The sequence below is a fragment of the Heyndrickxia camelliae genome (assembly GCF_002844575.1).
Lineage (GTDB): Bacteria > Bacillota > Bacilli > Bacillales > Bacillaceae_C > Margalitia > Margalitia camelliae.
This window is the reverse complement of the sequence record NZ_PIQO01000001.1, coordinates 394,465-420,612: the sequence shown is the minus strand read 5'-3', so window position 1 is coordinate 420,612 and position 26,148 is coordinate 394,465. Positions and strand designations below refer to the sequence as shown.

The 26,148-nt window shown below is 34.5% G+C and carries 27 protein-coding genes and 1 riboswitch; of the genes, 6 read left to right on the top strand and 21 right to left on the bottom strand.

Annotated features, from left to right (window positions below; all coding sequences use genetic code 11):
• Positions 1-38: 38 nt before the first annotated feature.
• The 3 genes from CWO92_RS02095 to CWO92_RS02085 are packed head-to-tail and all read right to left on the bottom strand — an operon-like array spanning position 39 to position 3,402.
• Positions 39-1,310: a hypothetical protein gene (locus CWO92_RS02095; RefSeq protein ID WP_101352513.1), complete on the bottom strand. Its 1,272-nt coding sequence runs from the start codon at positions 1,308-1,310 to the stop codon at positions 39-41.
• A complete protein-coding gene (locus tag CWO92_RS02090) occupies positions 1,301-2,461 on the bottom strand; it encodes a DUF58 domain-containing protein (protein ID WP_101352512.1) in 1,161 nt (386 codons plus the stop codon). Before CWO92_RS02090 ends, CWO92_RS02095 begins: the two co-directional genes overlap by 10 nt.
• Positions 2,458-3,402 carry an AAA family ATPase gene (locus tag CWO92_RS02085; protein ID WP_233269752.1) on the bottom strand — a complete coding sequence of 315 codons (945 nt, stop codon included), beginning with the start codon at positions 3,400-3,402 and terminating at the stop codon, positions 2,458-2,460. The genes CWO92_RS02090 and CWO92_RS02085 overlap by 4 nt, the downstream gene beginning before the upstream one ends.
• A gap of 204 nt (positions 3,403-3,606) precedes the next feature.
• On the opposite strand from CWO92_RS02085, the gene CWO92_RS02080 reads away from it, so the two are divergent.
• Entirely contained in the window at positions 3,607-3,795 is a 189-nt protein-coding gene (locus tag CWO92_RS02080) for a YkvS family protein (protein WP_101352511.1), read from the top strand.
• A 46-nt stretch (positions 3,796-3,841) separates the two neighbouring features.
• Here CWO92_RS02080 and CWO92_RS02075 read toward each other — a convergent pair whose 3' ends face one another.
• Positions 3,842-4,885, bottom strand: a complete 1,044-nt coding sequence (locus CWO92_RS02075; protein ID WP_101352510.1) for a YkvI family membrane protein — start codon at positions 4,883-4,885, stop codon at positions 3,842-3,844.
• 335 nt (positions 4,886-5,220) lie between these two features.
• Here CWO92_RS02075 and CWO92_RS02070 point away from each other — a divergent pair, with 335 nt between their 5' ends.
• A complete protein-coding gene (locus CWO92_RS02070; RefSeq protein ID WP_101352785.1) occupies positions 5,221-7,371 on the top strand; it encodes an ATP-dependent Clp protease ATP-binding subunit in 2,151 nt (716 codons plus the stop codon).
• A 65-nt stretch (positions 7,372-7,436) separates the two neighbouring features.
• On the opposite strand, the gene CWO92_RS02065 is transcribed toward CWO92_RS02070, so the two are convergent.
• The 3 genes from CWO92_RS02065 to CWO92_RS02055 form a co-directional block, all read right to left on the bottom strand.
• Positions 7,437-9,131 (bottom strand): M3 family oligoendopeptidase, encoded by a 1,695-nt coding sequence (locus CWO92_RS02065; RefSeq protein WP_101352509.1) that lies wholly within the window; start codon positions 9,129-9,131, stop codon positions 7,437-7,439.
• Positions 9,132-9,272: 141 nt separating this feature from the next.
• Complete coding sequence (locus tag CWO92_RS02060) at positions 9,273-9,713, bottom strand: MarR family winged helix-turn-helix transcriptional regulator (RefSeq protein ID WP_101352508.1); 441 nt, start codon at positions 9,711-9,713, stop codon at positions 9,273-9,275.
• 289 nt (positions 9,714-10,002) lie between these two features.
• Entirely contained in the window at positions 10,003-10,275 is a 273-nt protein-coding gene (locus tag CWO92_RS02055; protein WP_233270134.1) for an aspartyl-phosphate phosphatase Spo0E family protein, read from the bottom strand.
• A 225-nt stretch (positions 10,276-10,500) separates the two neighbouring features.
• On the opposite strand from CWO92_RS02055, the gene CWO92_RS02050 reads away from it, so the two are divergent.
• Complete coding sequence (locus tag CWO92_RS02050; RefSeq protein WP_235851547.1) at positions 10,501-10,902, top strand: YkvA family protein; 402 nt, start codon at positions 10,501-10,503, stop codon at positions 10,900-10,902.
• 48 nt (positions 10,903-10,950) lie between these two features.
• Here CWO92_RS02050 and CWO92_RS02045 read toward each other — a convergent pair whose 3' ends face one another.
• Positions 10,951-12,123, bottom strand: coding sequence for a pyridoxal phosphate-dependent aminotransferase (locus CWO92_RS02045; RefSeq protein ID WP_101352506.1), 1,173 nt, complete (start codon positions 12,121-12,123; stop codon positions 10,951-10,953).
• 132 nt (positions 12,124-12,255) lie between these two features.
• Here CWO92_RS02045 and CWO92_RS02040 point away from each other — a divergent pair, with 132 nt between their 5' ends.
• The gene (locus tag CWO92_RS02040; protein WP_101352505.1) at positions 12,256-13,038 is read left to right on the top strand and encodes a carbon-nitrogen family hydrolase; all 783 of its coding nucleotides are present in this window, start codon (positions 12,256-12,258) and stop codon (positions 13,036-13,038) included.
• A gap of 42 nt (positions 13,039-13,080) precedes the next feature.
• Here CWO92_RS02040 and CWO92_RS02035 read toward each other — a convergent pair whose 3' ends face one another.
• Positions 13,081-14,538, bottom strand: a complete 1,458-nt coding sequence (locus CWO92_RS02035; RefSeq protein ID WP_101352504.1) for a PAS domain-containing sensor histidine kinase — start codon at positions 14,536-14,538, stop codon at positions 13,081-13,083.
• 205 nt (positions 14,539-14,743) lie between these two features.
• Here CWO92_RS02035 and CWO92_RS02030 point away from each other — a divergent pair, with 205 nt between their 5' ends.
• Entirely contained in the window at positions 14,744-16,489 is a 1,746-nt protein-coding gene (locus CWO92_RS02030) for a B12-binding domain-containing radical SAM protein (RefSeq protein WP_101352503.1), read from the top strand.
• 6 nt (positions 16,490-16,495) lie between these two features.
• Here the strand turns inward: CWO92_RS02030 and ykzE are convergent, their stop codons facing one another.
• Both ykzE and ykzP read right to left on the bottom strand, forming a co-directional pair.
• Positions 16,496-16,648, bottom strand: a complete 153-nt coding sequence (gene ykzE, locus CWO92_RS25220; protein WP_165786592.1) for a protein YkzE — start codon at positions 16,646-16,648, stop codon at positions 16,496-16,498.
• Positions 16,641-16,808, bottom strand: coding sequence for a protein YkzP (gene ykzP / locus CWO92_RS25215; protein WP_165786591.1), 168 nt, complete (start codon positions 16,806-16,808; stop codon positions 16,641-16,643). Before ykzP ends, ykzE begins: the two co-directional genes overlap by 8 nt.
• Before the next feature lie 194 nt (positions 16,809-17,002).
• Between ykzP and CWO92_RS02025 the strand changes: the two genes are divergently transcribed.
• On the top strand, positions 17,003-17,200 hold the full coding sequence (locus CWO92_RS02025; RefSeq protein ID WP_101352502.1) for an alpha/beta-type small acid-soluble spore protein: 198 nt from the start codon (positions 17,003-17,005) through the stop codon (positions 17,198-17,200).
• A gap of 69 nt (positions 17,201-17,269) precedes the next feature.
• Here CWO92_RS02025 and CWO92_RS02020 read toward each other — a convergent pair whose 3' ends face one another.
• The 10 genes from CWO92_RS02020 to CWO92_RS01975 all read right to left on the bottom strand — a co-directional run bounded on the left by CWO92_RS02020 (position 17,270) and on the right by CWO92_RS01975 (position 26,109).
• Complete coding sequence (locus tag CWO92_RS02020; RefSeq protein WP_101352501.1) at positions 17,270-18,424, bottom strand: anti-sigma factor domain-containing protein; 1,155 nt, start codon at positions 18,422-18,424, stop codon at positions 17,270-17,272.
• Positions 18,421-19,161 (bottom strand): RNA polymerase sigma-I factor, encoded by a 741-nt coding sequence (sigI, locus tag CWO92_RS02015; protein WP_101352500.1) that lies wholly within the window; start codon positions 19,159-19,161, stop codon positions 18,421-18,423. Before sigI ends, CWO92_RS02020 begins: the two co-directional genes overlap by 4 nt.
• A gap of 159 nt (positions 19,162-19,320) precedes the next feature.
• A complete protein-coding gene (locus CWO92_RS02010) occupies positions 19,321-20,094 on the bottom strand; it encodes a TerC family protein (RefSeq protein WP_101352783.1) in 774 nt (257 codons plus the stop codon).
• 34 nt (positions 20,095-20,128) lie between these two features.
• A riboswitch (yybP-ykoY riboswitch) is annotated at positions 20,129-20,289 on the bottom strand.
• A 78-nt stretch (positions 20,290-20,367) separates the two neighbouring features.
• The gene (locus CWO92_RS02005) at positions 20,368-20,835 is read right to left on the bottom strand and encodes a hypothetical protein (protein WP_101352499.1); all 468 of its coding nucleotides are present in this window, start codon (positions 20,833-20,835) and stop codon (positions 20,368-20,370) included.
• A gap of 3 nt (positions 20,836-20,838) precedes the next feature.
• A complete protein-coding gene (locus tag CWO92_RS25210; protein WP_158177090.1) occupies positions 20,839-21,012 on the bottom strand; it encodes a hypothetical protein in 174 nt (57 codons plus the stop codon).
• A gap of 351 nt (positions 21,013-21,363) precedes the next feature.
• Positions 21,364-22,932: a peptide chain release factor 3 gene (locus CWO92_RS01995; protein ID WP_233270136.1), complete on the bottom strand. Its 1,569-nt coding sequence runs from the start codon at positions 22,930-22,932 to the stop codon at positions 21,364-21,366.
• Positions 22,933-23,086: 154 nt separating this feature from the next.
• The gene (locus CWO92_RS01990) at positions 23,087-23,329 is read right to left on the bottom strand and encodes a YueH family protein (RefSeq protein WP_101352496.1); all 243 of its coding nucleotides are present in this window, start codon (positions 23,327-23,329) and stop codon (positions 23,087-23,089) included.
• A gap of 44 nt (positions 23,330-23,373) precedes the next feature.
• Positions 23,374-24,423, bottom strand: a complete 1,050-nt coding sequence (locus CWO92_RS01985) for a DmpA family aminopeptidase (protein ID WP_101352495.1) — start codon at positions 24,421-24,423, stop codon at positions 23,374-23,376.
• Positions 24,424-24,482: 59 nt separating this feature from the next.
• Positions 24,483-24,989: a type I restriction-modification system subunit M N-terminal domain-containing protein gene (locus CWO92_RS01980; protein WP_101352494.1), complete on the bottom strand. Its 507-nt coding sequence runs from the start codon at positions 24,987-24,989 to the stop codon at positions 24,483-24,485.
• A 64-nt stretch (positions 24,990-25,053) separates the two neighbouring features.
• Positions 25,054-26,109 carry a M42 family metallopeptidase gene (locus tag CWO92_RS01975; protein ID WP_101352493.1) on the bottom strand — a complete coding sequence of 352 codons (1,056 nt, stop codon included), beginning with the start codon at positions 26,107-26,109 and terminating at the stop codon, positions 25,054-25,056.
• Positions 26,110-26,148: the final 39 nt, after the last annotated feature.

Here is a 26,148-nt window from a genome sequence, read left to right as displayed (position 1 = left end):
CCTGTTCATTATAAGTTATGACTAATAACTCCATAATTTTATTCTTTATCGTACTTCTTCATCTTATTTTTAATAAGTTCCATTTCCAATTTAAATTGCTCTACTTCATTTTCCGTAACTTGAATGGAACCATATCGAACATTTTCATAAATGGCTAACCATTTTTCTGAAACTTGAATATTTAGACGATTTAACCAACCTCTAACAGATTCCGCCCCACTTCTATCCAATTTTTGCTTAACAGCAAAACGTTCCAATTCAAGGACATATTTTCGGATTTTCTCTGTAGATTTGGAATAATAGCTTGGATAAATTATAGTTTTATTTTGTTTATCCAATAGCTTATGAATAGTATTCTGTGTGCTTTTATTTCCTACCTTCGCATTTTTGACCTTTCTTTTTTTAAAGTGCAAAACAAACGTAAAAACAATAAAAGCTATAATAATAACCCCAAGCATGATATAAAAATTGTAGTGTTCGGTTTGTAAACTTTCAAAAAGCTTCCCTTCATTACTTTCCGGCATTCTGAGTTCGAATCGTTTTTTTGAATAATTTACTAAACGATTATCATATTCAGCATATCCGTTTTCAAAGTATTGATTTATTAAATTTATTAGAGGACTAAATAAAGTAATAATAAACCAAAAAACTTTATCAAAAACTATTGAGAGTCCATCTTTAATGAAACTTGCTATAAATGAAACAGCTACTGAGAGAACAATGGGAATAATAATGAGAAGACAGCTAAAAGTAACAAGTGTTTTTTTCGATAAAGAAGAACTTTGAATAAACCTTTTTAAAAATGTCCCATATGAATAAAGAAATATTTGAAGGATTGGGAATATGATCAATAAAGTACGTGATTTCTGCCCTGATATATATCCTATGAAATACCAGACAATAAAAATTAGAATGGTTGCTAATAGTCGACTGCTCAGTATATTTTCAGAATCCTCATCACCATCTTCGGTAAATAGAACCTTAAGTCTCCAAAGTGAAAAGATAAATAATAGAAATATTTCAAAAGTCGGTATGTCCCCTAACCACGTGCCAATAATGATGATTGGAATGGAGCACAAATAGAAAGCTTTCGAAAATCGTTTTTCAATTCCCTGTGAAAATAGCAAAGTAGTTAAGGATACCATAAATAATATTCCTAAAATACTCCAACTAATTGAACCATTCCCTTTTATTTGTGGAATCGAATATTGAACGAGTGCAAAGATAATAGCGTCACTAAGAAATAGCCTTTTAATTTCAAAAATTTTCAGAACGTTCATTTGAATTTTTGTCGTTAAATTTACTTCCATAGTTCCATCGCCCCTTGATTTCCTATTGATTTCACTGAAAAGACCAAAGACCCCTTTTTACCAAAACCCATTAGGGATTCATATGCAGAAGGTTCTATACTTCCTATATGAATAACATATGGATAAGGAATTCCTCTTTGCATTACATCCTTTATCATTAAATGATATGGAATGGTAAAGGAAGCTAATGATAAAAGAGCTAATAAATCAAAGGCTTGTTGCCGCTGTCCTCTGCCCTCTCCTTCGTTTAAAAAATAATACAAAGATTGTCCAAAAGTCGTAACATTTATTGCTAAGGCAAAGGGAATATTTTCTCTCACTGCATAATCAATGAGATATGCACAATGACTAATACTAGTTTCTATATCTGTTTTCATTCCATCCACATTTAAAAGCAATAACCAAGTTCTTGCTCCAATTGGTGAAAACACTTTTGTTTGCAAATGCTGTGTTCTTGCACTGGCTTTCCAATGAATATACGGAAATGGATCTCCGCTTTGATACTCTCTTGTCCCAATGGGTTGTAGTGGATCAAAATATATAGATGTTTGAGTATATTGATTCCCCTGTAAAAAATTAACTTCTTTTTTGGATGTTTTAACAGGTTTTCTCTCAGGAAGTACCAGTTTTTTTGATCCTAACATCTTTCTATGCTCTAGAATTACTAATCCTGTTCCAAATAAATGTGGTATTCTCACTTCTATATGATGGATTCTAGAAACTCCTCTCCTCATAGCTTTTACTGGGATGATTATATCCACTTGTTCATCACGCCATGCTTTAAAAGGGATATTGACCTCCACTATAGAACGTACATCAATAAATGAATGATTAATTGGTTCTACCTTATTAGTAAAACAAATTCGCAGATTACCTTTTAAAATTGGCATACCTTTATTTACGAGGGAAAATTTCCATTCATCCGTATCTTTTAGATTTAACCGAACAGTAGTCGTTTCATTTTGTAATAGTAAATTATTTCCGACTAGATTTAAGTATAGATAACTCATAAAAAATATGAAGCAACCGAGAATAAACAAAAATAAGATGGGAGTTGAACCAACAAAAAACGATAAGAGCAAAAATAGGATCATTAACTGAGTAATGATTAAGACATTTTTTTCTTGGATAATTTCTTTTTTCCAAATCATTTCGTATACTCCATTTCAACCGGGGCTGAAACAGAGTTAAGTACATCGGCTAGTATATCATCCACGGTCTTTGTTAATGATGCCTCTATTGTGAGATGGATCCTATGTTTGATGATATTGGGTGCTACGGCTTTAACATCATCCGGAACGACAAAATTCCTGCCGTGAACGAAAGCATGGCCTTGGCTTGCTCTGAGCAAGGCGAGGCTTGCTCTTGGGCTCATCCCAAACTCAATGGCTTGATGTTCTCTTGTTGCCTTTGCAATTAAAATGATATATTTCTCAATATCATCATGAACTTGGATATGTTTCACCTCATTTTGCATTTCCTTCAGTTGTTCAGGGTGCAATACAGATTCAAGTTTACTTAAACCATTTTCCACCAAATGTTTTCTTAAAATCTCTCTTTCTTCTTCAAAAGAAGGAAAGCCAATGGACAGCTTCATAAAAAATCGGTCAAGCTGAGCAGCTGGCAATGGAAAAGTTCCTTGCTGTGATTCCACAGGATTTTGTGTAGCTATTACCATAAAAGGCTCTGAAATGGATAATGTTTCTCCATCTATCGTTACCTGCCTTTCCTCCATAGCCTCCAGTAAGCTTGATTGAGTTCTCGGCGTAGCGCGGTTTATCTCATCTGCAAGTAAAATATTGGTCATAACTGGACCAGATTTTAGTTCAAACTCCTGAGATTTTGGATTAAAATAGTGAATTCCAGTAACATCGGTTGGTAACACGTCAGGAGTGAACTGAATGCGTTTAAATTCAACATTTAAACAGTTGGCAAATGCTTTTGCCAATAAAGTTTTTCCCGTTCCTGGAACACTTTCCAGCAATATATGTCCTCCTTGTAATAAAGCAATGATCATTAAATCAACTTCACTATCTCTTCCAATAATAACTTTCGATATCTCACTTTTTAGCTTTCCTATGTATTCATTCACATAGCTTCCCCCTTTGTTTGCAATCAATCTTTACTAAAAATATAACAATTAAAACAAATATTGTCAATTTATTGAATTTTTGAATAAATAAAGAGAAATACTTTTGCAATAAAATATCTTGAATTTTTCTAAAAAATGGTGCAAACTGTTAACTAAGATAATTGAAAATTATAAAATTACCTTTTTGAGTTAGGGGAGATGGCATTGAAAAAAGCCGATGTGGGAAATCTTATTGAATTCCGGGATGGATTACAAGGGATTGTTGAAAAGGTAAATGAAAATTCTGTTATAGTTGATTTAACGTACATGGAAAATTATCGTGACCTAGATTTAGAAGAAAAAACAGTTGTAAATCATAAAAATTATAAAATTATCGCAGCATCCCGAAATTAATCATAAAAAGAACCTAGGAAATGACCGTTCATTTCTTAGGTTCTTTTTATTTATGAAGCGTTTTAGATGGCTTAAACCAAAGAAGAAAGACAAATAATAAGCTAAAATAACCAAACATTGGATACAAATAGGATAACAAAGTACCGTAATGAAAATAGCTCAAACTATAGATAATAATTAAAACACATGTAAATATCCATCCGCGATGAATGGAAATATATTTACTAAATTGTTTTTCCAATCCATAGATATTTCCAATCAATGAAGTGAAAATTTCACCGAAAATGATTAAAACGTAAATAAAGTAAATACCAATAAAAGAGCTTTTTACTACGGCAGCCATTGGAATCTCATAATGCTGCACATTTGGTAACGTTATAAGGGTGAAATGACTAGATACCAAGATAATGGTTAAAAGAATCCCGCCAATAATTCCTCCTGCCTTTACTATTTTTTTATCATTCACTTCCGTAGCAATTGGAACAAGGACAGCTTGTGCTAACGATAAATTAAATGCTGCATAGGAAAAAGGAGAAACTATCGCTTTCCATAAATGGAGTTCCTCTGGAATATTAATAAAATTTTCAGCGAATTCCAGGTGGGTAATTGATTTTGTCATAACGATAAAATTAAATAACAACATAATAGGGACAACGAATGTATTAACTGCAAATATCCCTTTAGTCCCCACAGCCATTACTATAATAGTTAAAGCAATCGTAAAATAAACCCCCACCCATTTATCAATAGCTAATTCTTGCTGAAAAACAGCACCAGCACCAGATAGCATGACAGCACAAACGCCTAACAGCATAATCATCATAAAGAAGTTCATAATTTTTGCTAATATTGGTCCAAACAAATATTCATTTAATTCTTCGTATGAATTTGCTTTTAATTCAATAGATTTTATCATTAATTTTGAACCAAGAAGGATAAATAAATATCCTGCTGCTAATATTGCTAAAAAACCAACAAATCCATACTTAGTAAAAAACTCAACAATTTCTTTGCCTGTTGCAAACCCTGCTCCGATCACTGTTCCAACATAAACAGCTGCAACTTGAAAAGCACCTACCCACTTAGTCACATTGCATCTCCTTTCAATGAACGACACTATTAATAGATATGTACAAGCAACCAAAAATAGACAAGTAATTAATGAAAATCGTATAGATAATAATAAAATCCGCTGAAAAAAATTTGGTCAAAAATAGTCAAAAACAGTTTACAAAATTATTGAGCTGATGTATACTGAGTTCACAAGGTCAAATTTGGTCAAACATTTCCTTGTCTAAAAGTACTATAATGATAAAAAGGTTTTAATATTAAAAGCCTTTCTTTTTTAACCATTTAGTCAAAGTTAGTCAATATCAAAAAGCAAGAAAACTACAATTCTTTCTTTAAGGAGGAGGAATGATTTATATGCTATGTCAAAAATGTCATCAAAATGAATCTAATATACAATTACATGTAAACATTAATGGAAAACAGCAAGATATGTATTTATGTTCAACATGTTTTCAACAAGAAAAAGCAAAGATTGGTAATTCCTTTGGAGGTGTACCTAATATGAATGGATTTGGAGGATTTAATGGATTCGGTTCTATAGACGATCTCTTAAAAGGTTTTGCCGGCCCAGAAAATCAAATGAATTCTGCTGTAAAGACAGAAAACAAAAACGGTGGCGGCGGTTTCTTAGACCAATTTGGCCGTAATTTAACCAATATGGCAAAGGCAGGCCTGATTGACCCAGTTATTGGCCGCGATGAAGAAATTAAACGTGTTATCGAAATTTTAAATCGTCGGAATAAAAATAACCCTGTCTTAATAGGTGAGCCTGGTGTTGGTAAAACAGCCATTGCTGAAGGTCTTGCCTTAAAAATAGCTGAAAATGATGTACCTGCAAAATTAAAAAATAAAGAAGTATATTTATTGGACGTTGCATCTTTAGTAGCTAATACTGGGATACGGGGACAATTTGAACAACGAATGAAACAGCTCATTGCAGAGCTTCAAACTAGAAAAAATATTCTATTATTTATCGATGAGATTCATTTACTTGTCGGTGCAGGATCTGCTGAAGGATCAATGGATGCTGGAAATATTCTAAAACCAGCTCTAGCCCGTGGTGAATTACAAGTAATTGGAGCCACTACCTTAAAAGAATACCGACAAATTGAAAAAGATGCAGCTTTGGAAAGAAGATTTCAACCAGTGCAAGTTAATGAGCCTTCTTTAGATGAAACCGTTCGAATTCTAAATGGCTTAAAAGCAAAATACGAACAATACCATGGGGTTGCTTATACGGATGAAGCGATTGAGGCAGCTGTAAAATTATCACATCGCTATATTCAAGACCGTCACTTACCCGACAAAGCGATTGATCTAATCGATGAGGCAGGTTCGAAATTAAACTTATCCGTTAATGTGTTAAATAAAGATGAAATTCACGCACGATTAAAAGAAATTCATCATGCAAAACAAACTGCACTTGAAAATGAGAAATATGAAGACGCAGCAAAATTACGTGATGAAGAGGCAAATTTAGAAAAACAACTAAATTCAGATGCTGAAAGTGAAAAACCAATTGTTGAAGCAGCTCACATCCAAGAGATTATTGAGAAGAAAACAGGTATCCCTGTTGGTAAGCTTCAAGCTAACGAACAAGAAAAAATGAAATATCTTGAAGACCATTTAGCTGGCAAAGTTATTGGACAAGAAGAAGCTGTTCGCAAAGTTGCAAAAGCCATTCGCAGGAGCCGCGCCGGACTAAAATCAAAAAATCGTCCAATTGGTTCTTTCTTATTTGTTGGTCCAACTGGTGTTGGTAAAACAGAATTAACAAAGACACTTGCCGAAGAATTATTTGGCACAAAGGATGCAATGATCCGGCTCGACATGAGTGAGTACATGGAAAAACACAGTGTCTCTAAATTAATTGGGTCACCTCCTGGCTATGTCGGCCATGAAGAAGCTGGTCAATTAACAGAAAAAGTACGTCATAACCCATATAGCATCATTTTATTAGATGAGATTGAAAAGGCACATCCTGATGTACAGCATATGTTCTTACAAATCTTAGAAGATGGTCGCTTAACAGACAGCCAAGGTAGAACGGTAAGCTTTAAAGATACTGTCATTATTATGACAAGTAATGCAGGTATCGGAGTGAAACCTATCCACGTTGGATTTGGAAATAATGAAGCGATTAAAGAAGCAAGTATTCTTGATTCCCTTGGAAGCTTCTTTAAACCCGAATTCCTGAACAGATTCGATAGTATTATCGAATTTAAACCATTAGAAAATGGTCACCTATTAAAGATAGTTGATATTATGCTTAATGATCTTCAAGAAACATTAAAAGAACAACAATTAACTCTCGAAATTACACAGGAGGTAAAAGAAAAACTTGCAGAAATGGGCTATCATCCCGCTTTCGGTGCTAGACCATTGCGCAGAGTAATTCAAGAACAACTGGAAGATGGCATTACTGATTATATTCTTGAACACCCTTCTCAAAAATCATTAAAGGCTGTAATGAACGAAGATAAAATTAGTGTTATTGCAAAATAATAAAAAGGAGAAAAGCAAATCCGCTTTTCTCCTTTTTTATTACTTATTTAACTTCTATTTACATATTAAAGTTTCTTGTCATCCACTTGTTCAAGCCAGTTTTGAATCGAGTCCACTACTGATTCAACACAGCCATCTTCAAATGGTGAAATAAGATTTGCCTCTGCAACAAGACCTGTGAAAGATTTGCTTCCCCCTTGTTTACATAAATGCAGATAATCTTTCCATGCTTCCTCATGGTTCTCTTGTGATTTCTTCCAGAATTGGAATGCACAAATTTGTGCCAAAGTATAATCAATATAGTAGAAAGGTGAATTATAGATATGACCTTGTCTTTGCCAGAATCCACCGCGATTTAAGTAATCGTTGTCATCATAATCACGATGCGGTAAATATTTTTCTTCGATATTTTTCCATGCTTGTTTTCTTTCAGCAGGTGTAGCACTTGGATTTTCATAAACAAAATGCTGGAATTCATCTACCGCAACACCATAAGGCAAGAATTGAAGTGCACTGCCCAAGTGAGAAAATTTATACTTCTCTGTATCCTCCTTAAAGAATAACTCCATCCACGGCCAAGTAAAGAACTCCATACTCATAGAGTGAATTTCACATGCTTCATATGTCGGCCAATTGTATTCAGGAATCTCGAAGTGACGACTGGAGTATACTTGGAATGCATGTCCAGCCTCATGTGTTAATACATCGATGTCTCCAGATGTACCATTAAAGTTTGAGAAAATGAATGGCGATTGATAATTTTCAATGTACGTACAATAGCCGCCGCCTGCTTTACCCTTTTTCGCTACTAAATCCATCAAATTCTTTTCATTCATAAACGTAAAGAATTCATTCGTTTCCGGGGATAGTTCGGCATACATTTTCTTGCCGTTCTCAATAATCCATTCTGGTGAACCTTTTGGTGTAGCATTTCCCGAGGTAAATTCAAAACCTTCATCATAAAATTTTAAAGAGTCAACCCCAATTCGTTCCTGCTGACGTTTTCTAAGTTTTGTCGTAAGTGGTACAATATAATCTTTCACCTGATCGCGAAATTTAGCGACCATTTCTGCATTATAATCAGTACGAGCCATACGATAATAGCCAAGCTCGACGAAATTTTTATATCCTAAAGTTCTTGCGATTTCATCTCTAACTTTCACTAATTGATCATAAATAGAATCAAATTCTTCCTCATGCTCTGCAAAGAATCCAAATCTTGCATCATTGGCCTTTTTACGCATTTCACGGTCCTTTGATTCCGTAAATGGCTGTAATTGTGCAAGCGTCCTTTCTTCTCCTTCAAACATGATCTTTGCAGATGCTACAAGTTTCGTATATTCCGAAGAAAGCTTATTTTCCCTTTGCAATAATGGAATGATTTCTGGTGAAAATGTTTTTAACTGCGCTTCTGCCAATGCAAACAGCTGAGTTCCCCATTTTTCTTCCAATTCAGAACGGAATTTCGAGGAAACCAGTGCTTGATAATACTTCGAAATAAACCCCTCTACTATAGGAGCTATTTCATCCATATAATCATTTTCTGCCTTGTAAAATTCGTCATTTGTATCTACTGTGTGACGAATAGAGCAAAGGTTGAACATTGTACCAAGGTTGTTGCGAATTTGATTAATGCGATTCATCGCTTCACTTTGTTCTGCAGCACTTGCTGCATTTTCAAACTTTTCAATTTCTGATTGAAAAGCGGCTTCTACTTCAGCCATGTTAGGTCTCTCATATTTATAATCTTCGAATTTCATATGTATGAACACCCCTTGATAATAGAATACTCCCATAATATTCGCTATTCTCGTATAAAAGTCCTTTATTTCTAAAAAAATCTTTATACTATCGCTGTTTAAAAATAGAAAAGGCACCTCTAAACAAGATGCCTTTGATTATTAACGTAATTTCCTTGTATTATATCCTATCTTCTTTAATAGCTCGATTGCTATTTCCTTTTCTTCTGAACTTAAAATCGACATTGATTTTTGAATTCGCTTTTGATGCTCAGGAAAAATAGATGCAATTAATTCCTTGCCTTTTTCCGTAATATGCGCAAATGTTACACGACGATCTTGGGGACATGTAACACGATTCAGTAATTCTCTTTTTTCTAGTTTATCCACTACATATGTAATGCTCCCACTGGCAAGCAGAATTTTTTCACCTATTTGCTGCAAAGGTTGCTCTCCTTTATGGTATAACAATTCCAACACAGCAAATTCAGTAGGGTGAAGCCCACATTTTTGAATATATTGATTAGAATACTCATTTAATCCTCGAAATGCCCGAGATAATACGATAAATAATTTTAGCGCCTGTTGTTCATCTTTTTCCATATAATCATTTCCTTTTCATACACATAAAATTAGTGATATTATAAGGAATATAGAAATTTTTGTCAATTTATTTATTCTACAGTACCAAGATTTAAAATAATAAAAGGTTAACCCAAAAAGTGGGATAACCTTCAAAAAATATGGAAATTTATTGATGGTGGTAAGGAAGTTTTTACATGGTGAGGATTTATTAGTATGATCTCTTTACCGTTAGAGGAATTTTTCGCAAAGTTGTAGAACAATTACCATCTATTAAATTTTATTGAATAAATATGATCTCCAGTCTATTTTAATATAATCTTTTTACCTGTTCTCTCGAAATAGCCTGACCACTTTTACAGTACAATATAAAAGACATTTCTTTGACAACACTTGCCTTGCTTTGGTTATTTCCCTCTTGAAAAAGGTAATGATACTCATTAAGAAGCTCGTCCAATTGCTGACTGCAAGCAACTGTCTTCTTATCCGTTAGGCCATAACATTTTCCAAGGTTAATCATTTCTTCCCGTTTCTTTTGAATTTGATTTAAAAAGCTATATTCTGATACCGTATCACTATACACAATTACTGTCTCCTTCAACCAAAAAGTTATTCAATTAACGAAATAATTATTTCCCTTGAGAATTATCGCAGGTATTGACGAAAAAGTAAATAGATTCGCAATATTAGACAAAGGTTCTAATAAGTTCTTGTTTTTCTACAATCTTCACGCGTATTTTCGACAAATATAGCTTCTTTCGTCATTTTTCACCTATAACAGTAAATACTACAAATGGGAGGAATTAATATGTTCTTTAAAAGACTTTTAGGAAAAATTGCATATAAACTCTTTTATAATGAGGCCAAAAAATATATAGATGATAAAAAAGGGACGGATAAGTTACTTTCTCGCACAGAAAGAAAAGCACGAAATAATAGGGTGAGCTTAGGGAATGTTGGGAGAAAGTTATCATTGCTTATTCAATTATTAAAATCATGGGTGACCGGAGAATATAGAGATATTCCATATAGAACTATAATAATGCTGCTAGTGGGACTCTTATATTTTGTCTCTCCTATTGATGTTATTCCTGATTTTCTATTTGGATTTGGTTTTATTGACGATGCTGCCGTTATTGCCCTGATATTTTCCCAAATCGATAAAGACCTAATAAAATATCTTGAATGGAAGAAAAAACAAAGACCATGAAGGAATATCCTCTTGGTCTTTGTAACTAATCTAATCGCCATTCCTCGATTAAAAAATATTTAATTGTTGTATACGATTAACAGCTTCTAACAATCTAGATTCGGTTGTTAAAAGACCAACCCTTACATATCCTTCACCATATTGACCAAAGCCAATCCCTGGCGCCACTGCAACATGAGCTTGTTCCAGCAACAAATCCGAAAATTCAATCGAGGTATACCCTTTAGGTACCTTTAACCACGCAAAAAAGGAACCGTCTGGTGCCTTAACGTCCCATCCAATATTCTTCAAGCTTTTGATAAAAACATTTCTTCTGCTCTCATACATTGCAGTAATTTCATATACGCAATCTTGTGATTCTAATAACGCCGCAGCCGCTGCTTCTTGTACAGCTCCAAATATACTGACATACAAATGATCTTGAAGTAAATTTATTGCATCAACCACGCTTGCATTTCCAACTGCAAACCCTATTCGCCAACCTGCCATATTATATGTTTTGGATAATGTATAAATTTCTATTCCTGTATTCTTTGCTCCTTCTGCTTGCAGAAAACTTACAGGCTTATTTCCATTATAACCGATTGCACCATAAGCAAAATCATGAACCACACAAATATTATTCTTTTCCGCGTATTGTACGGTCTCTTCAAAGAAAGATACATCTGCACATGCACCAGTTGGGTTATTTGGATAATTTAAAAACATCAGTTTTGCAGCATCTGATATTTCTTGTGGAATGGAATCATATACTGGCAGAAAATGATTTTCCTCAAGTAATGACATATTATACATAACCGCTTGAGCTAATGCCACACCAGACATATAATCTGGGTAACCAGGGTCTGGAACTAAAACCGTATCACCGGGATTCACTAAACATTGTGAGATTTCAACAAGTCCCGCTTTGCCGCCAAATAAAATCGCCACCTCGGATTCCGGATTTAGTGTAACCCCATATTCTCGTTTATAGAACGTTGCTACTGCTTCTTTTAAATAAAGATAGCCTCTAAAAGGAGAATATTTATGATTGATAGGCTTTGCAGCTGCATCCTGCAATCGCTGGACAATATGCTTTGGTGTCGGCTGATCCGGATTGCCCTGTCCTAGATTTATCACATCATGTCCTTTCTTTGTAATTTGTTCAACTTTGGAAACAAGAGAAGCGAAAAATTGCTTCGGTAAGTGGTTAAGGATGTCAGATTTCGGAAAGACCTTCATTGTATTACCCCTTTTTACAAAATTAACGATGCAGAATATTCATTTCTTTAAAATTCTTCTTTCAAAATCTTTTTACAAATGTTATAACGAAAACAATACGATGTAAAGGACTTTTTATGAGGAGTGATAGAAATGAAGCTAAAGATTGCTTGCATACAAATGGATATTGAGTTTGGTAATCCGGATAAAAACTATGCAGAAGCTAAAAAGTGGATTAAAAAAGCTGCGGAGGAAAAATGTGATATTGCCGTACTACCTGAATTGTGGACTACCGGTTATGATTTAGCTCGATTATCCATGATTGGGGATAAAAATGCAGAGGAATCTGTATGTTTCTTACAAAATGCAGCAACAGAATTTGCAATCCATTTGGTTGGAGGATCTGTAGCGAAGATAACACCTGAAGGAATCTTTAATACAACGCTAATTGTAGATCGAAATGGACAATTGATTAAAGAATACGAAAAACTTCACCTGTTTAGGTTAATGGATGAGCACTTATATCTGCAAGGTGGAAAAAAAGACGGGTTATTCCACCTTGAAAACGAAACATTTGGCACAGTTATTTGTTATGATATTCGTTTTCCTGAGTGGATTCGAAGACATGCATTAAGTGGTGCCAAAGCCATCTTTGTTTCAGCGGAATGGCCAAATCCGAGGTTACATCACTGGAAAAGCTTATTAATCGCAAGAGCCATTGAAAACCAATGCTATATTATTGCTTGTAATCGAGTGGGAAGTGATCCTAAAAATCAATTTTTCGGTCACTCTCTCATTATTGATCCTTGGGGAGAAATAGTTGCCGAAGGAATGGAAGGTGAAGAATTAGTAACAGGTGAAATTGATCTAAAAAACGTCTTACATGTACGTAATACCATTCCAGTTTTTGAAGATCGATTACCAAAATTCTACTAAGATATAGTTTTTCAAAATAACCTGAGAAAGAAACTAGCAATGCTAGTTTCTTTTAACAGGAATATAAATATGAAATTTAGTACCTACCCCAACTTCACTTTCAACCTCTACTTTTCCCCTATGTTCCTTGATAATTTTATAACTTACCATTAGTCCTAATCCAGTACCTCGTTCTTTGGTTGTATAGAATGGTTCCCCTAGTCGTTTTATCTTTTTCTCAGGGATTCCTTCCCCTTCATCCTCAATCACTATATGTATAAAATCACTTGGCTTATTATCCATCTTAATGGTTATAAAACCACCTTTTGGCATTACTTCTATCGCATTTTTAATTATATTAATAAATACTTGTTTCATTTGATTCGGTTCACAAAATACATAAGGAAGTTCATTAGCATATTCAACGTTAAACTGGATATTATTCATTAATGCCTGTCCATTTAATAACTCCAATGTTTCATTCATTACCTTTCTCATATCATTATCTTTAAATTGAATTGCCTGTGGTTTTGCTAATATTAAAAACTCGGTAATAGTTGATTCTATTCTTTTTAATTCAGACATAATTACTTTAAAATACATGGAGTGATCTTCTTTCATGCTCAATTCCAATAATTGAATAAATCCTTTTAAAGCAGTCATTGGATTGCGTATTTCATGAGCAATCCCCGCTGCTAATTCTCCCACTACACTGAGAGTATCAGATTTTTGTAATTGCTCCTGCATTCCTATTTTTTCTGTTACGTTTCGAATAACGGTTAAGCTTAGATTAGACGCGACATTTCCTTTAGAGCTTAACTCGAAATACTTATTACCATCTTCCGATGAAATAGTTAGTGTTGAATCGGAGGTACCTAGCCGCTCTAATTCATCTATATGTATTTTAATTTCGTGCTTATAATGGTCTTCAAGGATATCCCAAATACTTTTTCCAATAATGTCGTCTCTTTCAGCTTTCAAGAAATCAGCTGCTACCGGATTTATATCAATTATCTCATAGTGACGATTCCACAGCACCATCCCGTCCAAGGTGCCTTCAAATACTTTACGGAAACGTTCTTCGCTTTCTCGCAATTCCTTTTCCATTTTGTAACGTTCACTAGCATTGCGAAAAATAGTCATATTTGAGCCATCAACAAAATGCTTTTTTGCGGTAAACTCCAGTTGTTTCAACTGCCCATTAGGCATCAGAAATAGCAGTTCGTCTCTTATTTCTCCAAGCTCATAGAATTTCTTTAATAGCGAGTTGAAATGATCGTTTTTCTCTAACACAAAGTCCCAAATATTCCCTTTCAAAAACTCTTCAGAAGTACATTCGAATATTTTTAAAGCAGACTGATTAGCCATTAATACATTCCCTTCATTGTCCCAAAAAACAATACCATCAATTGCTTCTTCGAAAAGGCTTCTGTACAGCTCATCACTTTGCTTGAAATAAAAATTTTTTTGTTTCGCAATTTTTATATTTTCATCTGATATTAGCTCATCACTAATCTCCATTCACATTCTCTCCTATTTACTCTCTCTATACATAATACGGAATAAGGAACCTTCTCCTCTCCTATATCCATTATTTTCGGTACCTTTGCTGAAATTCCTGCGTATTTAACAATTTTTTTATATTATTCCTTAGATTGAGGTTTTTGGATTCTTTCGATAAAATAGAAAAGATGTTCAATCTTTAAAAAATGAGGTAATAAAAAAAATGAATATTATTGTGAGTACACTGAACGCGAAATATATTCATACAAACTTAGCGATTCGTTATTTAAAGGCTTATGCGGCTCCGGAATTTAATATAAAAATTGCAGAGTACACTATTAAAGACCCGATAATGAACATTGTGTCGGATTTATTTTCAAAACAACCTGAAGTACTAGGCTTTAGCTGTTATATATGGAATATTGAAGAAACCATAAAGGTTATTCAAGTGATAAAAAAAATTATGCCTAATTTAAAAATTGTACTTGGCGGTCCAGAGGTAACATATGATTTTACTTATTGGTTAAAACGGATGCCTGAGGTGGACTACATTGTAGTCGGTGAAGGAGAAGAGACTTTCAAACAACTGCTTCTCCAATTAAATGGCCCTATGGATATAGAAAATGTACAGGGCATATCTTATATGAAAGAAGGAAAAGTGGTTATAAATCCTCCTCGGGCTAAAATTGACCTAAAGCAACTCCCTAGCCCATTTCGCTTTGAAGAGGATTTACCGCATCTCTCCAAACGGGTCGTTTACGTAGAAACAAGCCGCGGCTGTCCATTCAATTGTCAATTTTGTTTATCCTCTATTGAATTGGGTGTTCGCTATTTTAATCGCGAAAAAATAAAAGAAGATATTCGGTTTTTAATGGACCATGGTGCAAAAACTATTAAATTTGTTGACAGGACATTTAATATTAGTCGTAGCTACGCAATGGAGATGTTCCAGTTTTTGATCGATGAACATAAGCCGGGCACTGTTTTTCAATTTGAAATAACCGGAGATATTATGCGACCTGAAGTAATTAACTTTTTGAATGAAAACGCTCCAAAGGGATTGTTCCGGTTTGAAATTGGCGTACAATCAACGAATGATTTAACGAATGAGTTGGTTAAGAGAAGACAGAACTTCGAGAAGCTCACAAGAACCGTTACGATGGTAAAGAATGGTGGAAAGATTGACCAGCATCTTGATTTGATAGCAGGTTTACCGGAAGAGGATTACCAATCCTTCCGAAAAACATTTAATGATGTTTTTGCTTTACGTCCTGAGGAATTACAGCTTGGTTTTCTAAAAATGCTAAGAGGGACTGGAGTACGAATAAGGGCGAAGGAACATGAATATGTCTATATGGATCACGCTCCATATGAAATTCTTCAGAATAATGTCTTATCATTTGAAGATGTTGTAAAAATAAAACAAGTGGAAGACGTTTTAGAAAAATATTGGAATGACCACCGAATGGATGAAACTATTGAATACTTGGTGACACAACTATTTGCAACACCTTTTGACTTTTTCCAAGAATTTGGCACCTATTGGGAACAACAAGGTTGGAGCCGGATTGGACATCAATTAGAAGATTTGTTTAAGCGATTGAGTCAATTTCTTAGCAGTATTCATTCATCCCATTTAGAAATAGTTGAAGGTCTAATGAAGTACGATTATTTAAAACATCATAGATATAAACCAAGAAAACCATGGTGGAAACAAAACATAGAAAAAGAAGAAGGTATGCAGGTTTATGAATTAGTAAAAAAACATCCGGAACATCTGGGAAAATCGTTTCTAGAACTTGAGCTTTCGGATAAAGATTTATTGAAGCATACAATCATTGAAAAAGTTCCTTTCGATAGTACTACATTTATAAAGTCAAAATTAATTGTAGAAAATCCATCCTACATATTGGTTTATTTTGATCCAGTTTCGGGGATCTCAAGCATCTTTCCAGTAGTGAAACAATAATGCCAGTTACTCGGCATTATTGTTTCTTTTTTCTTCTTCTTTCTTTTGATTACTATTCCTTGCCGCTTGACTAAGCTCTATAAATTTAGTTGCATTTATATCGCCGAATTCTGAACCTAGTTCTTCACTTGTTGTTATATTTTCTTTCCTACTATCCATTGTTCTTTCCTGCTCTCCCTTTTTTCGAGTTCCGGTTTGCATGTTTTGCCGTTTCTTCTCCGCTCGAATATTCCGTAGCGAATTCTGAATTCGCAAGGTTCTTTATTGGGGTTTTATTATTTTTTATAGCAGCATCACGTTCTGCTTTCCTTTTCACCATTATTACTCCTCCTTCAAATGAAAATGTCGTTATTATGGCTCATTGATATGATAACCGAAAGAGATGGATTTAATCTGGTGAAATCTTGATTTTTAGCTACGATTTGTTCAACATTTTACCACTTATGTTTTTTTCTTTTTATTTCATACTATTATTATTAGCAACAAAATCTTTATTAGAAGGGAGAAAAAATGATGGCTAGAAGCAGTAATAAATTATTAGTTCCCGGTGTGGAGCAATATTTAGACCAAGTAAAATATGAGATTGCCCAAGAATTTGGTGTGAATTTAGGCTCAGATACTGTTTCCAGAGCAAACGGTTCTGTTGGCGGAGAAATTACAAAAAGATTAGTAAAGCAAGCTCAAGCAGAGCTTTCAGGACAAAATAAATAGTAAAGAAATAGATAAAGCGATATTTTCTTAAAAGGTTAATCAAGAGTACTAAAAAGAAGGGAAAATTAATTATTTTCCCTTCCATTTATGTTCTTGTTTATTTTCTTTATGATTAACATAATGATTTTTGTTCTGCTCGATTTTTTTATGTAGATTTTTTTCAAGATTATTTCTGTCTTTTATATGATGATCTTGATGATTGGACATGTGATTTTGATTCCATTTTCCATTATTGCTTGGATTAGTTTTATTTCGATGATGAGCCCACGGAATACTTCTCTTTTCCTCTTTCTCAAGGGTTTTCATTTCATGCTCTAGTCTTTTTTCATTCTTTTTTTGCTGTCCAATATTCTTTTCTGGTTTTACATGCCTATAATTGGTGTTCTTCTTGATTGGCTCATTTTTCTTAGGTAACACTTTATGCGGTTCACTATGAGATTTTTCCGCTTTTTTATTTGCCTTATTTGTTTGATTATTCCCCATATTTTTTGTCTGTTCTTGCTTTGCCTGTTCTGTCTTTATCCTTTTTTCTAGCTTTGTTTGTTCTTTCTTTGTCCTTTTTTCTAGCTTTGTCTGTTCTTTTTTCACTACGTATGTTCCCGTAGAGACACCGCTTTTTAATGCATCCTCTCGCTCATCTATTGTTGCATTTACTACTTTAACATTTGCGTTAAAAATTTTAGCAATTGGAGCTAATTTTTGAACTTTTTCCTCTAACCTTTTATTTTTTTGTTTATGTTGATCTTTAATCACAGATGCAATAATGACATTTGCGTTTTTATCCAGATAACCCAATGACTTACTTTTGGATAACACTTGTTTTGCTATGTATTCAAAATCTTGATTGTCAGCGACATTCACTTTTGATAAAACTTTTTGACCATCTTGATTCAATGCTTTCGCACGAATAACCTGTAAATTTTTATTTAAGACAAGTTCAACACTTGGATTAGCATCAATGGAAACATAGGCATATGCCTTATTTTGATTTGATACATTAAAAACTAGTGCACATATTATTAGGGCACTTACTAATGCTAAACCTCCAATTTTAGCGGGTACAGGTACCAGGGGGAAATGAAGTTTTTTTACATATGGATTAAAAACTATTTCTTCTCCTATCTGCAAGTTATCATGAGGTTTCGCACCCTTTACAAATTCTCCTTCTGCGGTAAGCATGACAAGATATCTCTTTTTTATTTCAAGTATTACTCCTTTTCTCATCCCTCTAACCTGCCTTTTATATACTCCTTTAAATAAAGGAAATCACCCGCTAAAATTAAAACAACTGCAATGATATATTTCCGATTTCGTTCCAGTGTTTTTCGACTTACACTTACTCTTTTTTCCAGTAATTTCATAGGCAGCTTTTTATTTTCCATTAATTGGGCCAGCAACACACGATCCTCTACAATCGCTTTTGCTGCCATGAAAGCATTGATTCTTGCGTCTTCATGCTTTGGAGATTGTTTTACTAAATCGCTAAAAGACAACTTATACGTTTTTAATAATTCTTGAAAGCGAATAATCTCTTCTCTTCTTTTTTCGTCATCTTTTTTTATATGAAAACTTTCAATGGATAAATTGTCCTCCAATGATTGCAGTTTACCGTTATTTTCTCCATCGTTAGTTACTAATTGCATGCTTAGTTCTTTGTATTTGGAATTACTGCGAATATAATCAATAACTTTCCGTTTGATAATTACCTCTGCAAATGCGAGTAAGGATGAACCTTTATTATGATCAAATTTCATTATAGCCTCATGAAAAGCAATAAGACCAATGCTGAATTCATCATCACTCTCATCAATATAATGCTTGCATACCGAAGAAACTGTTTTCTTGATAAAAGGCTTATATTTTGAAAGCAATTCTTGTAATGCTGCTTCATCTCCGTTTTGGATAGACACAGCAATTTCTTCTAATGATTTATTCTTTTCTTTAAAAAGCAAATTGAGCATAGAACTCACCCCATCCTACTATTATAGCATGGATAGGACAATAGACTCGTTTTCTATGTAATTACAAAATTATTTCAATCAATATAAAACTACGACAACGATTACTAATTTGTGAGGGTGGAAAATAAATAAAAAAACTGCTAGTAGCAGTTTTTCCCATTACATTCCTTGACTTATCTCTGTATTGTTTTTCCTTGCGGTCAAGTACCCAGATAAAACAATTATTATGAGAACAGACCAAAATGCTAGTTTCCAGAAAACAGATTCCGGAAAATGTTCGTCTAGTATTCTTATTTTTTCATGCGCTAATGTTAAGACTGTAAGCTTTACTCCAACCCAGCCTACAATGAGAAACGCTGCTGTTTCTAAGCTAGGATATTTTTGCAGCAATTTCACAAAACTGTTTGCTGCAAATCGTATAATTACTAGGCCAATAATTCCTCCAAGCAGCATCACCGTAAATTGTGCTCCATCGATACCACCGATATGAAACCAACCGGCTGGTTTTAGTGTGATGGCAAGGGCAACGGAAGCAAGCATAGAGTCTATGGCAAAAGCTATATCTGCAATTTCTACCTTTAATACCGTCATCCAAAAGGAGGAATGCTTTTGCTTTTGGGTATGTTTTTGGCGTTCCTTCCCTAATATTTTCTTGTTTTTTAAAAGGTGATTAGCCGAAATAAATAGCAAATATAATGCACCAATTGCTTGTAACTGCCATACATTTACTAAGAAGGAAATTAGGAATAAAGCCAGAAAACGAAACAGGAATGCACCGATTAACCCGTAAAATAGTGCTTTCTGTTGTTTGTCTTGTGGTAAGTGTTTGACCATAACCGCCATTACAATGGCATTGTCAGCCGCTAATATTCCTTCTAATCCAACTAGCACAAGCAAAACCCAACCATACTCCATCATCAACGAAATGTCCAAAATAATTTTGCCTCCCTTATGTTTTACTTCTAACAACATTAACCTATAAAGGACGCAAAAAAGACCTTTGCCCCTTATAGGCAAAGGTCTTGCTAGACATATGTATAATGCCAACAAAGCCGATGAATTTCTTCATGTAATGACGACTTTGTTTAGACGCTTTCGCATCTAAAGCTACTCCCCTTTGACATTGTCAAAGTATTATTATTTTTCTTTATTATACTGTACAAATTATCGTTTGGCAATAATTATTTTACCTGTCTTCTATTAGATTTATATCTCTTTGGATTTCTTTTTTAATATCAAGCCAATTACATGCCCAATGATTAAACCAGGAATGAGGAAAATCATAGGTAGAAATATAGGCCCAATAAAAATATTATGGATCTTAATTAGCGGTGAATACATGAGGCCAATAGTCACAAAATAAGCACCAAATGCGAATGGAAGATAACTATATTTTTTTACCTTTTCAAGTGCAGACTTATACGCATCCCACATTGCATACATATATAAACATGGATAGAACATTAACCATTGGTAGTTAATAATTTTACTTGCTGTGTCCGTTTTCCCTAAAAAACTAAGCATAATCCCTTCATTAAAATTGCTTTTCACATTAATCAAAAACTCTAATAAAATGAACAATATTCCTTTTACAAGCGACCCAGATAAAACTTGCGCAAAGCCTGGTAAGGCAATGCTCCATAAAATAGCCTCTAGCGGCTCCATCTTCTTCATGGTTTACCCTTTAAATGTAGTGGATTGTTGATCTTCAAATATTTTAGGATTTTCGTCCATTTCATTAAAGTCAATATTATCAGCCTTACCAGGTCCATTTAAAAAGGCAATCCAAAAATCAGTAATATCAAATGCTGAATTATCTTTTGCGCTCATAACCATTTCCTCCGTCGTCATAAAAGAAGTCCTCCATAATTTTCCCATGCATAGTAAGATTTATACAGTAATTTAAAAGAAAGAGGCTGGGACATAAGTAAAAAAATCATTGAATTGGTTAAATTTACGAAAGCAAAAACGCATGAAATCAAAGTTTTTAAATTTGATTTCATGCGTTTTTTAATATTCACTGCGTTTTGTCCCAGCATCTTTCTTTTAAATTGCTGTGGTTCTTCTTAGATAAGTCAACATCAGTTCGTGTACTACCTCTATGTGATTCCTTTATCTCAGTCGAAGACTGCGAAGGTGAAATTTAAAGTGCTAATTTCACTCATCCAAACGCCGATGAACATGTCGCTTCCGTTTTTCTATTTATTCCATTGGATTGCTTAGTTTAATATCTGGATGTTTATCTTGAAACCATCTTAACGCAAAATCATTCTCAAATAAGAATAATGGTTTATCATATCGATCCTTAACGAGGAGACTGCGTGAGCTAGATAACGACTCATCCACTTGTGATTCGTCAATCCAACGAGGTATTTTGGAACCGATATGCTCCATAATGACCTCCGAATTATACTCATTTTTCATACGGTGTTCAAACACTTCAAATTGTAATTGTCCGACTGCTCCTAAAATATAATCCTCCATTCTATAGGTTTTATATAACTGGATAGCTCCCTCTTGGACAAGCTGAAGAACACCTTTATGGAAATGTTTTTGCTTTAATACATTTTTGGCTGAAACCTTTACAAATAACTCAGGAGTAAATTGCGGTAGTTTTTCGTATTGAAGTTTTCCTTTACCAATTGATAATGTATCGCCAATTTGATAGGTACCTGTGTCATAAATTCCAATGATATCTCCACTTACAGCATTATTTACGGTACTTCGATCATCCGCCAAAAATTGAGTGGATTGAGAAAGCTTAATGGATTTCCCTGTTCTTGTTAAAGTAACATTCATCCCTCTTTCAAATTCACCGGAACATATACGTAAAAATGCAATCCGATCGCGATGAGCCGGATTCATGTTTGCCTGAATCTTAAATATAAATCCGGAAAAATCCTCAGAAGTTGGTTCAATATAACCCTCATTAGAATTACGCGGTTGCGGCGATGGTGCGAATTGCAGATATGTTTCTAAAAAGGTTTGTACGCCAAAATTCGTTAAAGCACTGCCGAAGAATACTGGAGTTAAAGTTCCATCAGCAATTTTCTCACGAGAAAATTCATTACCTGCTTCATTTAAAAGCAGGATTTCTTCCAATGCTTGCTCGTATAGGCCAGATTGTTTCAATTTAGAAGAATCATCACTAATCTCCCCGTCTTCATTAAGAGAGATAAATCTTTCATTATCTTCCACACGAAATTGCTCAATCCGGTTGTAATATCGATCATAAATCCCAAGAAATTCTTTCCCCATTCCAATTGGCCAATTCATTGGATATGATTCAATTCCCAATACTTCCTCAAGTTCAGCTAGCAACTCTAGAGGATTTTTCCCTTGGCGATCAAGTTTGTTGATGAAGGTGAAAATTGGTATCCCTCTCATGCGGCAAACTTTAAATAATTTAATCGTCTGATCCTCTATCCCTTTTGCAGAGTCAATGATCATTACAGCACTGTCAACCGCCATTAATGTTCGATAAGTATCTTCACTAAAATCTTGGTGTCCAGGCGTATCTAAAATATTTACACGGTAACCGCTGTATTCAAATTGCATTACAGACGACGTAACGGAAATTCCTCTTTGTTTTTCAATCTCCATCCAATCGGATGTTGCGAATTTCCCGGATTTCTTCCCTTTTACTGTTCCGGCAGCACGAATTGCACCACCGAACAATAGCAATTGCTCCGTTAAAGTAGTTTTTCCGGCATCCGGATGCGAAATAATTGCAAAGGTTCTTCGTGATAAAACCTCATCTTTAAATGTCATGATGTAATTTCCTTTCATTCCTAAAATTCTTAGCCAGTACAAGATTCCGCTGCTGTACAACAGCAGTACTGAGTTTTAATCTTTGTTCCGCTCTCTTCAATTTTTGAAGCGAAAAGCCTAACTGTTTAAAGTTTCATGTAACAATTATCGGTTATTACATTTCCCTTGTCCACCCATATATTTTGATTGCCAATTCTATTGCAGCAGCCTCCCCGCCAACCTTGCCTTGCAAGCTTTTTGATATTCGTTCTAAAAGCTCCTCTTTATTCTCATCGTATGTAAAATACGTGGACCATTCCAATACCGGAACGGCAATAACAAAATAATCGTCTTTTTTATTTTCATATATATAAAGATCTTCTTGCTTATCTAAAATGGTAGTTTTCCTAATTTTCATCTAGTTTTACCTCCAGTAATAAAAAAGATGCTTAGTGAAAAATATCAAGCTTGTTTTAAAGAATGTATAATGGTATCCGGAATTTTCTCTGCTACCCGGCCCTTTCTTCCATTTGTCCTTTCCGCCTGCAGCAATGAATTTAAAATTGCTTCCTCTGTAGCCTCTGCTACCGCTTGGAAAAGTAAATTCATGACTGGATGATCCTCTCGTAATATATCGATGGTTTCTATCCCTTCTTTTTGATTATGAGAGAAAGTTACAGCATTAGAAAAAGCAATCACAATATCGCCGCTCCCATGATGAATATGGCTTCCAATTCTGCTAAGACCAACAGGACATCTTTTCGCTAAGCGCTTCAGTTGTCGATCAGATAGTGGTGCATCTGTTGCAAGAACCATCATGATTGATCCATCGGGTCGTTCCATTTTATCTTCCTGTTTGATTATATCAAAATATAATTCATCTTTCTTTCCAAAATTACTTTGAACAAGCACTCCAACCGTGTATGCTGTATTCTCTTTATATGGAACGATTCGAGAAGCACTACCTATACCGCCTTTATAACCGAAGCAAATAGTTCCTGTACCAGCACCAACTGCTCCTTCTTCTGCACGATCTACCGATGCAGTTCTAATTGCTTCCATTGCATGTTCTGGTTTTACACTTAGTAAACGTGCAGAATTTAAATAGCTGTCATTGCATTCCCCTACCACTATATTAATAGAACTGGTGGAATCCCCGATTTCCGGATTTTCTTTCAACATATATTGCAACCCTCCTTGCAATACACTTCCGACACAAAAAGTATTTGTAAGTAAAATGGGAGATTCCAGAAGCCCTAGTTCTTCTATTTGAATCAATCCTGTTGTCTTTCCAAAACCATTTACAACATAGCTTGCAGCAGCAACTTTCTCTTTGAATGTATTAGCACCATGAGGTAATATCGCTGTTACACCAGTCCGTATACACTCTTCCCTGCTTAAATCTTCCTTTATTGTGACATGTCCTACACGAACACCGCTGACATCTGTAATACAATTCTTTTCCCCATGTTGTAATGATCCAATTTTTATTCCTGCTTCCATCGCTTTCATCGTTACTCCTCCTTACTGTAAAAAAATAAAAGATTTTTTTCCGTATGAACATTATTTAATTAATTTTTATTTAGAACATCTGATTGAATTTCATATAATAGAAGTTTTTTCGCATCAATATTATTTTCCTCTATCCATGATCTCAAATGGTCAATATCATTCGTATTCTCAGATTTGATTTTCACATTGAACTCACACAAATCGACAATATTAATGATGTTGGCAACAGTATCATCACAAATGTCCCATCTCTTATCAAAAGAAAGAAATAATTCCTTTAACGCTTGTTGAAAGCAATGTGACAATTGCTTCTTTTTCATTTTTAGATAATTCCAGCGTGCATTTTTTGGAACGTACTTCGATTTGTAGTACGATGGATCCTCTATTAACCCATCCACTTCCTTTTCACATATACCCCTAACTAAAAAATCATTGCGAATTTCTATTCTTTCTTTTTCAAATTGATCGGAAATTAGCTTAAGTGAAATCATATCGATCACGAAGTCTAATTGGTGACGGTCCAGTATTAACTTACACTTTTCGAGAATATGTTTCATTTCAATCATTTCCCCACCCCAATAGAAGAAATGTCCCTAAATTAGACATTAGGGACACCATTTTTATTATATATTATTCTGTTACCATTCTTGATTGCACATAGGCAAATAATAGTTTTTCAGTATTCGCAATAGATGTTTCATGGGTTCTTTCAAATGCATGGGATGATTCAATCCCTGGACCAACTAAACCATGAACAATGTCAAAGCCAGAACGAATAGCTGCAGAGGCGTCTGAGCCATAGAAAGGATAAATATCAACCTTATAATCAATATCATTAGCCTTTGCTAAATTGACTAAGTGCTTTCTTAGCCCGTAGTGATAAGGACCCGTTGAATCTTTAGCACAAATTGATACAGTATATTCATCCGATGCTTGGCCATCGCCTAGTGCCCCCATATCAACCGCCAAATACTCAACAGTCTCAGGAGTAATATTGGAATTACCGCCATATCCAATTTCTTCATTATTAGAAATCAGAAAATGTGTTGTGTATGGCAGTTCCAAGTTATTTTCTTGGATATATTTTATTAATCTTAATAAAATGGCAGTACTTGCTTTGTCGTCTAAATGTCGTGATTTTATATAACCGCTTTCGGTAATTTCAACACGCGGATTAAATGAAACGAAGTCACCTTCTTCAATGCCTAAAGCGCGTACCTCTTCTTCATTTTTCACCTTTTCATCTATACGAACTTCAATGTTTTCCTCATTTCTTTCCGCCTTTCCGGCATCTTTATAGACATGAACTGATTGTTGATGCATTAAAATAGTTCCTGTATAGATATCTCCCGCTGATGTTTCAATTTCACAATATTCCCCTTCAACAGAATTCCAGCGGAACCCCCCAATCATCGTCAGCTTTAAACGTCCATTAGATTTTACTTCTTTTACCATTGCCCCAAGCGTATCGACGTGTGCTGTTAGCATCCGGTGTTTTTGATTGTTTTTTCCAGGTATTGTAATAAGAAGTCCGCCTTTTCGATTTCTTTCCATTTTAACCCCTAAGTCTTTTAAATAGTTTTCACAAAACTCAATTGCCTTTTTCGTATTCCCTGAAGGACTTGGAATCGAAACAAGTTCTTTAATTAGCTGCATGGTTTCTCTTGCATTTCCATATGTATTCATATCATACATCTCCTTATATCTCTCCATTTATTGGCCTCA